At 46.8% G+C, this 14,218-nt stretch carries 10 protein-coding genes; 6 read left to right on the top strand and 4 right to left on the bottom strand.

Annotation, left to right across the window (positions count from 1 at the left end):
* Positions 1-24 precede the first annotated feature (24 nt).
* The 5 genes from AYK67_RS16540 to AYK67_RS17480 all read left to right on the top strand — a co-directional run bounded on the left by AYK67_RS16540 (position 25) and on the right by AYK67_RS17480 (position 4,744).
* Positions 25-1,101, top strand: coding sequence for a BMP family ABC transporter substrate-binding protein (locus AYK67_RS16540; protein ID WP_173645127.1), 1,077 nt, complete (start codon positions 25-27; stop codon positions 1,099-1,101).
* A gap of 179 nt (positions 1,102-1,280) precedes the next feature.
* The gene (locus AYK67_RS16535; protein WP_068089494.1) at positions 1,281-2,363 is read left to right on the top strand and encodes a BMP family ABC transporter substrate-binding protein; all 1,083 of its coding nucleotides are present in this window, start codon (positions 1,281-1,283) and stop codon (positions 2,361-2,363) included.
* 149 nt (positions 2,364-2,512) lie between these two features.
* Complete coding sequence (locus AYK67_RS16530; protein WP_068089491.1) at positions 2,513-3,724, top strand: ArgE/DapE family deacylase; 1,212 nt, start codon at positions 2,513-2,515, stop codon at positions 3,722-3,724.
* Between the two features lie 210 nt (positions 3,725-3,934).
* Positions 3,935-4,417: a GNAT family N-acetyltransferase gene (locus AYK67_RS16525; RefSeq protein WP_068089488.1), complete on the top strand. Its 483-nt coding sequence runs from the start codon at positions 3,935-3,937 to the stop codon at positions 4,415-4,417.
* A 111-nt stretch (positions 4,418-4,528) separates the two neighbouring features.
* Positions 4,529-4,744, top strand: a complete 216-nt coding sequence (locus tag AYK67_RS17480) for a hypothetical protein (protein WP_208976325.1) — start codon at positions 4,529-4,531, stop codon at positions 4,742-4,744.
* A gap of 332 nt (positions 4,745-5,076) precedes the next feature.
* Here the strand turns inward: AYK67_RS17480 and AYK67_RS16515 are convergent, their stop codons facing one another.
* Both AYK67_RS16515 and aspS read right to left on the bottom strand, forming a co-directional pair.
* Complete coding sequence (locus tag AYK67_RS16515) at positions 5,077-6,852, bottom strand: ABC transporter ATP-binding protein (RefSeq protein WP_068089485.1); 1,776 nt, start codon at positions 6,850-6,852, stop codon at positions 5,077-5,079.
* Between the two features lie 158 nt (positions 6,853-7,010).
* Positions 7,011-8,795 carry an aspartate--tRNA ligase gene (gene aspS, locus AYK67_RS16510; RefSeq protein ID WP_068089481.1) on the bottom strand — a complete coding sequence of 595 codons (1,785 nt, stop codon included), beginning with the start codon at positions 8,793-8,795 and terminating at the stop codon, positions 7,011-7,013.
* Positions 8,796-9,154: 359 nt separating this feature from the next.
* On the opposite strand from aspS, the gene rnd reads away from it, so the two are divergent.
* Positions 9,155-10,366 (top strand): ribonuclease D, encoded by a 1,212-nt coding sequence (rnd, locus tag AYK67_RS16505; RefSeq protein WP_208976331.1) that lies wholly within the window; start codon positions 9,155-9,157, stop codon positions 10,364-10,366.
* Between the two features lie 69 nt (positions 10,367-10,435).
* Here rnd and AYK67_RS16500 read toward each other — a convergent pair whose 3' ends face one another.
* On the bottom strand, positions 10,436-11,998 hold the full coding sequence (locus AYK67_RS16500) for a Ppx/GppA family phosphatase (RefSeq protein ID WP_082735892.1): 1,563 nt from the start codon (positions 11,996-11,998) through the stop codon (positions 10,436-10,438).
* A complete protein-coding gene (locus tag AYK67_RS16495) occupies positions 11,964-14,174 on the bottom strand; it encodes an RNA degradosome polyphosphate kinase (protein ID WP_082735891.1) in 2,211 nt (736 codons plus the stop codon). Before AYK67_RS16495 ends, AYK67_RS16500 begins: the two co-directional genes overlap by 35 nt.
* Positions 14,175-14,218 lie beyond the last annotated feature (44 nt).

The raw sequence follows: 14,218 nt of genomic DNA, 5'->3' as shown, positions 1-14,218 counted from the left end.
GAGCCGTTGCTTGAGGGGAGGTGCTTGATGCGCACACTTTTAAAGCTTGCAACCGCAGCTGCCATTTCATTGGGCGTTTCTGCCGGAATGGCCTTGGCCAAAGATAAAGTCAAAGTTGGTTTTATTTATGTGGGGCCTGTGAGTGATCATGGCTGGTCTTACCAGCACGATCAGGGGCGAAAGGCAATTGAAGAACACTTTGGTGATCTGGTTGAAACGACCTACATTGAAAGTGTTTCTGAAGGTCCGGATGCTGAACGTGCGATTGAGCGTCTTGCACGCAGTGGGCACGATTTGATTTTTACAACCTCGTTCGGGTTTATGAACCCTACGATTAAGGTTGCCAAAAAATATCCGAAAATTAAATTTGAGCACGCAACAGGTTACAAGCGCGCTAAAAACGTTTCCACTTATGGCTCACGTTTTTATGAGGGGCGTTATGTTCTAGGGCAAATGGCGGCACAAATTTCCAAGAGTGGAACAGCGGGCTATATTGGGTCTTTTGCAATTCCCGAAGTGGTACGGGGTATGAATGCGTTTATGCTTGGGGCGCAGTCCGTAAACCCTGAATTCAAGATCAAAACTGTTTGGGTGAACTCTTGGTACGATCCGGGCCGCGAAGCTGATGCTGCCAAAGCGCTTATTGACCAAGGTGTTGATATTATGGTGCAGCATACTGACTCGCCAGCCCCCTTACAGGTTGCTCAGGAGCGCGGCATTAAAGGTTTTGGTCAAGCTTCCGACATGATCAAATTTGCTCGGGAGGCACAAACAACAGCGATTGTTGATTACTGGGATGCCTATTATATTGCTCGGGTTCGTGCTGTGCTTGATGATACTTGGAGCTCAACGGATACCTGGGGCGGTTTTGATAAAGAGATGGTGCACTTGGCTCCTTTCACTAATGTTAGCCAAGAGGTTGCAGTGAAGTCTAGCCAAACACGGGATGCAATTCAATCTGGCCAACTTCAAGTCTTCCAAGGTCCAATCATTAAGCAAGATGGTACCGTATTTTTAAAAGAAGGAGAAATTGCGAGTGATAAACAATTGCTTGGCATGAACTTCTTCATAAAAGGGATCGACGATAAACTCCCTGAATAATCGACGGTTTTGGGCGCGCGGTTTTAACTGACCGCGTGCTTTTTTGGTGCAGTAAATGGTGGAACAGACTTTAGCTATTTGTTTGCCATAGATTTTTTTGGGTTGGCGTCAACGTATGCCCAGCCTCTATAAGAGCAAAAAGCTCATAATAAGAACCTCTAGAATGAGGAAAAACGCAAATGCGTAAAATAATAGCAATGATCAGCGCTGCCTGTGCAGCATTCGCCCTTAATATGACTAGTGTATTGCCTAGTCAGGCAAAAGAACCTCTCAAGGTTGGATTTGTATATGTGGGGCCGATTAGTGACCATGGTTGGTCCTATCAGCATGACCAGGCGCGTATCGAGGTTGAGAAATACTTTGGTGATAAAATCAAGACCAGCTTTATCGAAAGTGTTTCAAAAAGCAGCGATGCCGAGCGGGCTATAGAACGGTTGGCAAGAAGTGGGTATGAGTTGATTTTTGCCACTTCATTTTCCCATATGAATCCAACTATCAAAGTGGCACGCAAATTTCCTCGTGTGAAGTTTGAAACGGCTACAGGTTATAAGCTGACTAAAAATGTTGCACCATACGGTGGACGTTTTTATGAGGGACGTTTTGTAATTGGCCAGCTTGCCGCTAAGGTTTCAAAAACTGGTGTTGCCGGTTATATTGCCCCATTCGCCATACCAGAAGTCATCCGTGGTATGAATGCCTTTGTTTTAGGGGCTCGAACAGTTAACCCTGACTTCCAGATTAAACCGGTCTGGGTGAACTCATGGTATGATCCGGGCCGCGAAGCCGATGCTGCCAAAGCGCTTATTGACCAGGGTGTTGATATTATGGTGCAGCACACAGATTCTCCGGCTCCGCTACAAGTTGCACAAGAACGCGGTATTAAAGGATTTGGCCAAGCTTCCGACATGTCGCGATTTGCTCCTGATGCGCAAATAACAGCTATCGTTGATTATTGGGGGGCTTATTACAAGCGCCGCATACAGGCTGTTTTGGATGGGAATTGGAAGGCAGAGAATACCTGGGGTGGCTTTAACCAGGACATGGTGCATATGGCACCTGTAAAAAATGTTAATGCCGAACTTGTTGCGCTCGCTAAAGATACACAAAAGAAGATTAGCGATGGAAAGATTGTCATCTTTAAAGGGCCGCTAAAGCGGCAAGATGGAACGGTCTTTCTCAAAGATGGTGAAGTTGCAACAGACAAGCAGCTCCTTGAAATGAACTTTTTCTTGGAAGGTATGAAAGCACCACTCCCCAATTAATTTTTGACTTGAAAAGCCCTCCAAAGTTGAGGGCTTTTTTATTGGATATACCGTATTTGTGCGTTGTGATGTGCGCTTGTCTTCGTGATTGGCCGTGATAAGGTGTCATAAACTTAATGATGTATACCAATAGAAGAGGTTGAATTAAAATGGATGCCGCTATTGAGCAGTCCTTTGAGGAAGAGGTTGCATTTCTTAAGCAATTAATCGGCATTCGAAGCGAGAACCCACCAGGAGATAATGACCAAGCGGCTGAGCAGATCGCCAAACTCATTACAGAACTAGGGTTTGAGGTTGAGGCTTATCCGGTCCCGGAACCATTTGTTCGCCAACATGGGATGACTTCAATTACCAACCTGATTGTTCGGCAGAAGTTTGGTGACGGGAATGGTCCTACTATCGCATTAAATTCGTATGCGGATGTTGTAGGGGCGGGCGAGGGCTGGTCTAGTAATCCCTTTGAAGCGAAGATTAGTGACGATAAAATATTCGGCCGTGGCGCAGTGATCGCAAAATCAGATATTGCCAGCTATTTATTTGCTCTAAAAGCTTTAAAAAAATGCAGCGATCACTTGCAGGGGCAAGTGGAGCTACATGTTACTTTCGATGGTGAAATGGGGGGGCATGTGGGGCCTAAGTGGTTGCTTGAGCAAGGTTTGAGTACTCCAGATTATGCCATTACCACCGGATTTTCCTATGAAGTTGTTCGAGCGCATAATGGTTGTTTACACCTAGAGGTGATTTGCCGAGGACGACAGGCGCATGCGGCAAAACCTGAATTAGGTTGTGATGCGCTTGAGGGGGCGCATTATGTTTTATCTGCCCTTTATAAAGAGCGTAAGCGATTGCTTTCGATCTCTAGCGAGACAGAAGGTATTGCAGGTCCGCGCTTGACAGTTGGTGTTATCGAGGGGGGGATACATACAAATGTTGTTCCTGAAAGAGTGGCCATTAAAATTGATCGCCGACTAACCCCAGAAGAAGCTGGTGAGGATGAGGAAGAAGCTTTGGTCGCTCTGATTGAAAAGAGTGTACCGGTTGAGCTTGGGGTGGAGGTTGAGTGCCGTCGACTCATGTTGGCAGAACCTCTACGCGTTACGCCAGCACAAGATACACTTACAAACCTGTTATACTCTAAAGCCAGAAGTTGCTTTGGCGAGAGTGTGACGATACAAGGTGCTCCGTTATTTACAGATGCGCGCCATTATGCAGAGGCCGGTGTACCCACCGTTGTTTATGGGGCAGGACCTGAAACGCTGGCCGAAAGTGGGGCTCACGGAATTGATGAGCATTTACGAATGAATGATTTAAAAGGAGCCAGCTGGGTTGTTGCAACAGCCCTATATGACTTACTTAAATAAAAACTATAAGACATTGTTATTTATAAATAAAAATCCCCGCATTTCATAATTGAAATGCGGGGATTTTTTATGGCTCATTATTTGTTGAACTTGCAGCTTCTTTTAAAGGAACACCAAATGAGCATTTTGCATCGCAGCATAGTTGTGAATCAATTATAGTGCAGCGTATTCCATTTCGGAATGATCATTTTATTTGGTTAAGGATTTTTGATGAGTGTGGATTCTGCTCGAATTTTAAACATCAACGATATTGATGATATTATTGCTTTGTACATAGAACTCGTTGGTGAGGAAGAAATAATTTCATGCAATGCTGATCGTATTGACGGTGTGACAGCAATCCTAGAACATCCAGGAACGTTTATGATTGGCGCTGAGTATGAGGGGGAGGTCGTTAGTATGCTAACGCTTCATCTCTTACCTAATTTTACAAGGCTCTGCCGACCCTATGCGGTTATTGAGAATGTGGTGACCAAACATAGACATCAAAGAAGTGGATTTGGACGCAGAGTTATGGACTACGCAATCGCTCTGGCTGAGGATTCGGGTGCTTATAAAATTATGTTACAAACTGGCCTCAGGGGAGAAGCCGTTGGGTTCTATAAAAAACTAGGATTTAAGGAAGGAAACAAACTCGGTTTATCTATTCGAAGTGCTGCTGAAAGAATACCTTTGATTGAGCGCCAGAATTAGGAGGCTAACATGAAGTAACTACCTGATTTACAAAGCTGTTCCCTACAAAAAGTCTGGACTATAGAAGTTCAAACGCGTCCAGGTGATTGTGATCGTATTCTTGATGCGGTGATGACCGTTTGCCCGTTAAGCTATGGTCGCTATCAACGCAATGCTAGCATCAGCGCTGTTGGACAAGAAACCTATCGAGCAGAGATGGGGACGACTACGGCCATTCATAGGGAAGGATACAAGAAGGGCGATATAGATAGCTTCCCTGTGGTTGAGCTTAAAATCTCAATTAAACAAGATACTGCATTATTGGATAGAGTTTTGAAAAATACTTGAGCAGCACCATTATGAAGAGCCCGTCATATTTATTAGAGATGATTGGGCAACGCGCTCACATTATAATCCGAAGCGAGATAACAAAAATAGATGGTGGAACGAAGCTGATTAGAGAGAGTATGACTATTATTATAGGAATATATAATTCGCATAATAAATATTATGGAATTTTATTGTTTATGTCACCTATAACCACGAGTGTGGTTTGCCTATCTAAGGCAACTAACGGCAAAGATAGTAACCTATACGCGTTGATAATAAGTAACAGGATGCAACCGCTAATTTTGAGCACTGTAACGCGAGAGCACCCGTCTGTTGTGTTTCTATGGTATTCAGTTATTGCCATTAAACTGTAAATCGCAAAGGTGATGGTATGTGCCATTTTGTGCATAAAGCTCTTCATGGCTACCACTTTCAATTACGCGTCCCTTATCCATTACATGGATACAATCAGCGTTGCGAACTGTCGCTAATCGGTGTGCTATAACAATTGTAGTACGCCCATGCATAAGTTTCTTCAGGGCATCTTGGACATGTGCTTCGCTTTTTGCATCTAGTGCTGAAGTCGCTTCATCCAGCAATAATATAGGTGCTCTTGAAAGCATCGCCCGCGCTATGGCAATACGTTGCCTTTGACCGCCGGACAACCTGCCACCACCTTCACCAACGATTGTATCGTAGCCATTCTCCAATTCGCAAATGAAGCTGTGAGCATGTGCATTTTGAGCGGCCACTTGTATTTCTTCTTTTGTGGCTCCAGGTTTGCCAATGGCGATATTTTCGGCAACTGTACGGTCAAACAAAAAAGTGTCTTGCGAAACAATCGCTACATTGCTGCGCAAACTAGTAACGCTGACCTCGTTCAAGTTTTGGCCATCAACTGCAATCGTTCCATTTTCAATGTCATAATAGCGCTCAATCAACGAAAATACTGTAGACTTACCAGCTCCCGAACTGCCGACGAGCGCGGTCACCTCTCCGGCTTTCGCTGTAAAACTTAACGCTTTTAGTACCCGCTCTTCACCATAACAAAAATCAACGTTATTGAACTTAATTTCACCATGAGTGATTTGTAGCGTTTTTTTGTTTTCTTCATCGGGGTGTGCATCCTCTTGATCAAGAATTTCATACATCAAGCGCACGCCTACAAGCTGTGTATTCAAATTCACTTGTAGTCGCGCAAGTCTTTTTACAGGGTCATAAGCCAATAAAAGTGCTGTGATGAACGAGAAGAATGCACCTGGGTCTTGCCCCAAGTGTATTACCGCATAACCGCCATAAAGAATAATCATAGCGATAGCAAAACCGCCAAGCGTTTCCATTAGTGGAGAAGTTCGAGCTGTGAGCCGCGCGATTTTATTTGCTTGCCCTTCGACCTCGGATATGGCGGTAGTCATGGCCGTTTGCATCTGGTTTTCATAACGAAACGACTTAATAATGCGAATGCCAAGAGCCATTTCTTTTACTAATGAGAGTATTTTAGTTTGAGAGATGAACTGGCTTTTCGCAATACGCTTAACGCGCCGTACCAGCTTTGATACGGCAAAAACTGCTGGCGGCATTATCACGAATGCAATCAAACTCAATCGAGGATTTTGATAGACCATCACTGAAACAAGACCAACAACTGCCATTATATCACGGCCCAGTGTGAGGATCACCAAATCCATAACTGCACGCGCTGCAGCTGTATTTTGTCCAAATCTGGTTGCTAAATCACCAAAGCTTGTGCGATCAAAATATCGAATACCAAGGCCGAGTGTTTTTGCAAACATCTTCTTTTGCAGTTTTGCAACTATTGAGTTCCCAACGCGACTAAGAATGACCAGTTGGCCATATGTTGCCAAACCTTTGATCGTAAATATTGCCATTACCGTGAACGAGATCACATAAACCATGGTGGCGTCTTGGGCTATAAAAACCTCGTTGATAATATTTTTCATGATGGCAGCACTGGCCGCCCCTGCCCCGGCTGCAAGAGCCATCAATATGAAGGCGAGCAGATACTGTCCGCGGTAATGGTGAAAATTCTCTTTGAGCAAGCGCTTAATCAAACTACCGGCACTTTCAGGGTCTTTGAATAATTTGTTTTGTAGCGCTTTGAACACGATTGAACCTCACATCTCTCAGGTGGCAAGTATTACAAGCAATAGAGCCTATTTGATAGTATTGCGTCGGTATGGCAAGTGGACCTAAACAGGAAAGCAGGCAGCTGCTTATAACAACTGCCTGCTTTAATACTTGTAGTCATTTCAGACTTGGAAGTTTATGCTTCCGGCAGGTTCAAGCGAATATGCAGATCGCGCAGCTGCGCCGGGAAGACATCGCTTGGCGCGCCCATGAGCAGATCCTGCGCCTGCTGGTTCATCGGGAACAGGGTCACTTCACGCAGGTTTTTAGCGCCAACGAGCAGCATAATAATGCGGTCTACGCCCGCTGCCATGCCGCCGTGCGGTGGAGCGCCGTACTCAAATGCGCGCAGCATGCCGCCGAATTTCTCTTCCAGCGTTTCCACTTCATAGCCCGCGATTTCGAAGGCTTTTTTCATGACCTCTGGAGAGTGGTTACGGATCGCACCGGAACCGATTTCAAAGCCGTTACAAACCACATCATACTGATAGGCATTGAGCTCCAGCGGGTCTTTGGTATTCAGGCCTTCCAGACCACCTTCTGGCATGGAGAACGGGTTGTGGCAGAAGTCGACCTTCTTTTCTTCCTCGTCCCATTCAAACATCGGGAAGTCAACAATCCAGCAAAGTTCGAAGGCATCTTCGTTGATCAGGTTCAGCTCTTCACCAACGCGGGTGCGGGCTTTACCAGCAAAGTCGGCGAATTTCTTCGGATCCCCGGCGGCAAAGAAGACCGCATCGCCCTGCTCCAGCCCCAGCTGAATGCGCATGGCTTCAGTACGTTCGGTACCAATGTTTTTAGCAACAGGGCCAGCGCCTACTGTAGCGCCTTCTTCGTCACGGAAGAAGATGTAGCCCATGCCCGGCTGGCCTTCGCTTTGCGCCCAAGAGTTCATGCGATCACAGAAGGCACGTGAACCACCCTTTGGAGCCGGGATTGCCCAAACTTCCACTTTAGGGTCGCTCTCGATCATGCGGGCGAACACTTTAAAGCCAGAGCCGGCGAAATGCTCGGTTACAGCCTGCATTTCAATCGGGTTGCGCAGATCCGGCTTGTCGGAGCCGTATTTGCGGATGGCGTCGGCATAGGCAATGCGCGGGAATTCTTTGGTGACAGCTTTGCCCTCTGCGAACTCTTCAAATACGCCGCGAATAACCGGCTCCATGGTTTGCAGCACGTCTTCTTGGGTGACGAAGCTCATTTCCACGTCAAGCTGGTAAAACTCACCCGGCAGGCGGTCAGCGCGAGGATCTTCATCACGGAAGCAAGGGGCGATCTGGAAGTAGCGATCAAAGCCGGACATCATTAGCAACTGCTTGAATTGCTGTGGCGCCTGCGGCAATGCGTAGAATTTACCAGGATGGATACGCGATGGCACCAGGAAGTCACGCGCACCTTCTGGGGAAGATGCGGTCAGGATCGGGGTCTGGAATTCATTAAACCCGATGGTGTTCATGCGCTGGCGCATGGAGTTAATGATCTTGGTGCGCTTTACCAGGTTGTTGTGCAGGGTCTCGCGGCGCAGATCTAGGAAGCGGTATTTAAGGCGAATGTCCTCTGGGTATTCCGGTTCACCAAAAATAGGCAGCGGCAGCTCTTTAGAAGAACCCAGCACTTCAATATCGCGGATGAATACCTCGATATCGCCGGTAGCAAGGTTTTCGTTTTTAGTTTCTGCAGAGCGTGGTTTCACTTCACCATCAATGCGCAAGCACCATTCGGCGCGTACGGTTTCTGCAAGCTTAAACGCTGGAGAATCAGGATCGACCACACATTGGGTCATGCCGTAGTGGTCTCGTAGATCGATAAATAGCAAACCGCCATGATCGCGTACACGATGTACCCAACCGGACAGGCGTGCCGTTTCACCTTCATTCGTTGCCCGCAGTTCTCCGCAGGTGTGGCTCCGATAGCGATGCATAGCGTCCTCAGCCTTGGTATTTCTAATATTAAAATTACATAGTCTTGCCCTATAACATGGGCCAAGGTTGGAAAAGACATGCTCGAGCAACAATGTCAAGTTTAGCAGTGGAAATGCCCTGAAAAATTACAAATCACGCCATTTTAAAACTATTTTGTTGATAGCTTGAGCCGACACATAAGGTATTTTCTATAAAACTTATTGTGAAATACCTATTTTCACTAGGCTTTGACTAATTACAAGTTTTGGGCTTAATTAGCCCCTTGTAAAACATGCATAAACCGCGACGCTTTGTGGCGGCTTACAACTTTTTACGCGACATTTTAGGCAGTGTGGGGTATAGGTTCGCAACCATGAAAATGATCACAACAACTCACGAACTCGCAGCAACTTGCGAGCGCCTTTCCCAGTTTAGTTTTGTTACCGTAGATACAGAATTTCTGCGTGAAACAACTTTTTGGCCTAAACTCTGTGTTATTCAAATTGCAAGTGATGAAGAAGCGGTAATCGTTGATGCGCTTGCACCTGAGCTTTCACTGGAACCTTTTTTCGAGCTTATGCGCAACTCTGCTGTTGTTAAGGTTTTCCACGCTGCGCGACAGGATGTAGAAATAATCTATCACCTTGGTGGTTTTGTTCCGGCTCCCATATTTGATACGCAAGTTGCTGCCATGGTCTGCGGATTTGGCGATTCTGTCTCCTATGATCAACTGGTGAATAAGATTACCGGTGAACGGATTGATAAAAGTTCTCGTTTTACTGATTGGTCACGCCGCCCTCTCACCGAGAAGCAGCTAGAATATGCACTAGCGGACGTCACCCATTTGCGAGAAGTCTACCAATACTTAACGCGTGAGCTTGAAGGAAAGCAGCGTACGCATTGGGTGGATGGTGAAATGGATACGCTGCGCTCTGAGGAGACGTATCGTAGCGAGCCCGAAAAAGCTTGGCAGCGGTTAAAGTTACGCATTCGAAAGCCAATGGAGTTTGCTATCCTAAAAGAGTTGGCAGCTTGGCGTGAAAGTGAAGCTCAATCGCGTGATGTACCTCGCTCACGGGTGATTAAAGATGATGCGATTTTTGAAATCAGCATCCAGCAACCAACCAGCTCTAAAGCGCTCGGGCATTTACGTAGTGTTCCACGTGGTTTTGAGCGTTCTAAACAGGCAGACGAAATACTGGCTGCTGTAGCGCGGGCTCATGCAATTGCCAAAGAGGATTTACCCGAGGTCCCAAAGGGTAAACCGATGCCAGAAGGCTCTGGCGCCGCGGTCGATTTGCTCAAGGTTTTGCTTAAATTAAAAAGCGAGCAGTCTGGGGTTGCCGCTAAACTAATTGCGACAGTTGATGACCTTGAAAAAATTGCTTCTCATGAAGAGGCTGATGTGAACGCTTTAAAGGGATGGCGCCGCGAGTTGTTTGGCGAAGATGCTTTGAACTTGAAGAAAGGCCGTGTTGGATTGGCATTTAATGGTCGCGATATTGTTGTTTGCAATCAAGGCGAGCCAATTGAACGCGTTGCCAAGCAAAGAAGCACACGGGCGAAACCGCGTAAACCCAAAACGGTTTAATGTGAACGAGAAGAGAACCCAATCGCCCCACGTAAGTTTGCGATTGGGTTTGATTCTCTAATGTGCAAGTTAGCAACGCGTACGAACTTCGCCGCGCAATTCCAATATTTTTGCAAGTTGATGCAAGCGTTTTTGTAAACGTTCACCATTTAACGCTGATAGTTTTTCTGGCAGGGCTAAAACGAGAGCATCACTCTCAACCGTTATTGTGGCATTGAGCAAGACACCATCAATTGATGCGGAAACGAGTGAAGCAACACGCATAGAGGCACCAATTATTCGCGCAAGGCGCATGAGGCGCGGTGTGCAAAGTCCTTTAATTTTTGGGGAAACGGCCTCATCTATCAAACCTTCGTGTTGATAAAAAACCGCTAAGGCCAAATAGGCTCTGCCTGAGTGGTTAATGCCTATAAAACCCATATTCGAGATGACATTGAGGGACTGTTTCCCACGATAATCCGGGTGCGCTCGCCAACCGATGTCTGACAAATAACAGGCTGCTTTGCGAAGCCTTGTTTCGGTCTCACTTTCTTCTATGCCTGCAATTGTGAGTATTTTTTCCGTCCACTCCATGAGTTCTTGAGCGTAACGGGGGGAGCGTGATCGCAATACGCACAGTTCTCTGGCAGCTTCCAACAGTGGATCTTGTTCTTGCTTTTCTGCAGACAGGTTATCAAACAGCAGCCCCTCTCGAATTCCAAGCGCTGAAAAAACAACCTGGTCTGCGCCTGAACGTTGCAAAACCTCTTTAAGCACAACGGCACCATAGGGCAATAATGATCGCCGTGCTTTTGAAACCACTTCAATTTTTGGTTGACTGGATAACGGGGTGAAAGCGACACGCTCACAAAAATCTATGGCTACTTCTGCCGGAATTGCATAATCGTGCATCACATGTAGTGGATAGCGCTCTTGAAAGAGATGTAAGCGCCCTAGTGAGCGCCAAGTTCCACCTATGGCGTAGAATTTCCGCATCGCAGCCTGCGAAATCCAGGGAGCTGTTGCCAGTATGTCCGATGCAATTTTCGCAGCGGCTTCAGGAGATTTACCCGCCGCTTCTTGTAGGCGTATCCCCCCAAGTGGATAAGTATGCCCCTCGCCCAGCCCATGAGCGTTGATATCGACCAGCTCAAGAGAGCCGCCTCCCAAGTCTCCAACCAGACCATCGGGCTTCCAAAAGCCCGAACGCACGCCCATAGCTGAGTAATACGCTTCATCAAAGCCTGAAAGAATTTTGACTTCTACACCACATATTCTTTCAACTTCAGCTATGAAATCAGGGCCGTTTTCGGTTTCTCTTGCAGCAGCTGTTGCAATGATCGAGAGTTTTTTGACCCCCACGTGATCGCAGAGGGCGCGAAAACGCACTAAAGCTTCTAATGCTGTATGCACGCTTTTATCGGATAATCGCCCGGTCTCACCAACACCGCGACCAAGCCCTGCCAACACTTTTTCGTTGAACAGGGCCGTTGGAAACCTTGCCTCACGCTCGTAAATCACCAAGCGTACGGAGTTTGAACCAATATCTATAATTCCAAGGGAGCCAGCAGCCGTAAAACGCCCCCTGGGACTCCCATCATGCAAAGTGTCTGGCACCTTAGTCTCGTTCGTCGAATGGTTTTGGTTTATCATCTATTGACGCGCTTCCTCTACCAGACAACGACGGGTGTGTCATGAAGTATTGATGCACGTTGAATGGGTCTTCATCCGGTGCTGCGATAATTCGCTCGTGCGATCCGTCGGGTAACAAGCGCCAGCTTTGCTGGTTATCCTCCAGATTTGCTACCATAACTTGATCCAGCATCTGTTCGTGAACAGTAGGATTTTTTATGGGGATGAGTGTTTCCACGCGCCTGTCCAAATTGCGGGGCATCAAATCTGCCGAGCTGATATATACGCTCGCCTCGCGCGATGGTAAGCCATGGCCGTTACCAAAACAATAAATGCGGCTATGTTCAAGAAAGCGGCCAACAATAGATTTTGCACGAATATTATCGGAAAGACCGGGAACTTCTGGTCGTAAGCAACATATGCCACGCACGACTAGATCAACCTGAACACCCGCTTGCGAGGCGCGGTATAAGGCGTCAATGATACCCGGGTCGACAAGAGAGTTCATTTTGAGCCAGATTTGAGCCGGCTCACCTGCTTTCGCGTGCTCTATTTCCTGCTCGGTATGTTCGAGGATTTTCCGGCGCAAGCTGACAGGCGAGAATGATAGCTCCTCAAGGCCACCCGGTTGGGCATAGCCCGTAATATAGTTGAATACCTTCGTTGCATCACGCGCCATGCCTGGGTCGGCAGTAAAATACGACATATCCGTATAGATTTTTGCTGTGATGGGGTGATAGTTACCCGTTCCAAAATGGCAATAGGTGCGCAAACCATTGTGCTCGCGGCGCACGACCATCGAAACTTTTGCATGCGTTTTCAGTTCTAGAAAGCCGAAGACCACTTGTACCCCTGCCCGCTCCAAATCACGCGCCCACTTAATGTTGGCTTCTTCATCGAAACGTGCCTTCAGCTCCACGAGTGCAGTAACCGATTTCCCTGCCTCTGCAGCTTCTGCTAATGCTTTGACAATGGGTGAGTTGTTAGAGGTGCGATAAAGTGTTTGTTTAATTGCCACCACATCGGGATCTTGTGCAGCTTGCAGTAAGAATTGCACGACCACATCAAACGACTCATAGGGGTGGTGTACCAAGATGTCTTTTTGCTGAATGGCGGCAAAACAATCGCCGTTTTGCTCTTTCACCCGTTCAGGATAGCGCGGTGAATACGGTGAAAATTTTAACTCATCCCTATCTAAGCCAACAGCTTGCGAAAGATCGTTCAAAGCTAGTAATCCATTGACGAGGAAAACTTCCTCCTCAAGGACTTCCAATTGCTCGGCGACAAATTCCCGTAGTATAGCCGGTGTGCTTTCCTCAATCTCCAAACGGATAACCAAGCCACGACGCCGGCGCTTTAGGGCGGTTTCAAATTCACGTACTAAGTCTTCTGCTTCTTCTTCAATTTCCAAGTCAGAATCGCGCAGGACACGAAAAGCGCCCTTCCCGCGCACCTCATATCCAGGAAAAAGCTTACCTATGAATAAACTAACGATAGTTTCAACAGGGATGAAACGGGTAATATGACTTGCAGCACCTTTCGCTTTTGGCAAAATTACAAAGCGGCCAATTTGGTTTGGCATTCGAAGCAGCGCTGTCATGCCCGGGCCTCCGTTCACTGGCACTAAATCCAGAATTAACGAAAAGCCAAAGTTGGGAATAAAAGGAAATGGATGCGCTGGGTCGATAGCCAGTGGTGTCAGTACAGGGAAAATATGATTTAGAAAATACCCTTCAAGCCAATCAGCCTCCGCTTCACTCATATCGTTGGCATCTATGATGTAAATGCCTTCGTCTTCTAATTCACTTTTTAACTGGCGAAAGCGGCCTTGCTGTTCACTTTGAAGGCGACCAACTGCAACAGAGATTTTTTCAAGCTGTCCGGCAGGAGTGAGGCCATCAGCCGAAACTTTGCTAATTTCCGCTCGTTTTTGTGCCCGCAAACCAGCCACGCGGACCATGAAAAACTCATCCAAATTATTGGCGGAAATTGAAAGAAAACGAAGCCGCTCTAATAAAGGATGGCTTGGATTCATCGATTCTTCGAGAACGCGGCGGTTAAACTGCAACCATGATAATTCGCGATTCACAAAACGCTCTGGTCGCTCCATCAGTTTTGCGCCAATTATCGCCTTCTTGCCCTCACCCGATATGGAGCTTTGTTGCTTTTGAGTGGCTCCGTCATTACTGGTGTTCATGGGCTTTTTTCTCCGCTCTGATTAATAAACAATAAGAAACAGGT

It is taken from the genome of Polycladidibacter stylochi, assembly GCF_001562055.1.
Lineage (GTDB): Bacteria > Pseudomonadota > Alphaproteobacteria > Rhizobiales > Stappiaceae > Pseudovibrio > Pseudovibrio stylochi.
Note: the sequence above shows the minus strand (reverse complement) of the source record. Positions and strands in the feature narration are given on the sequence as shown.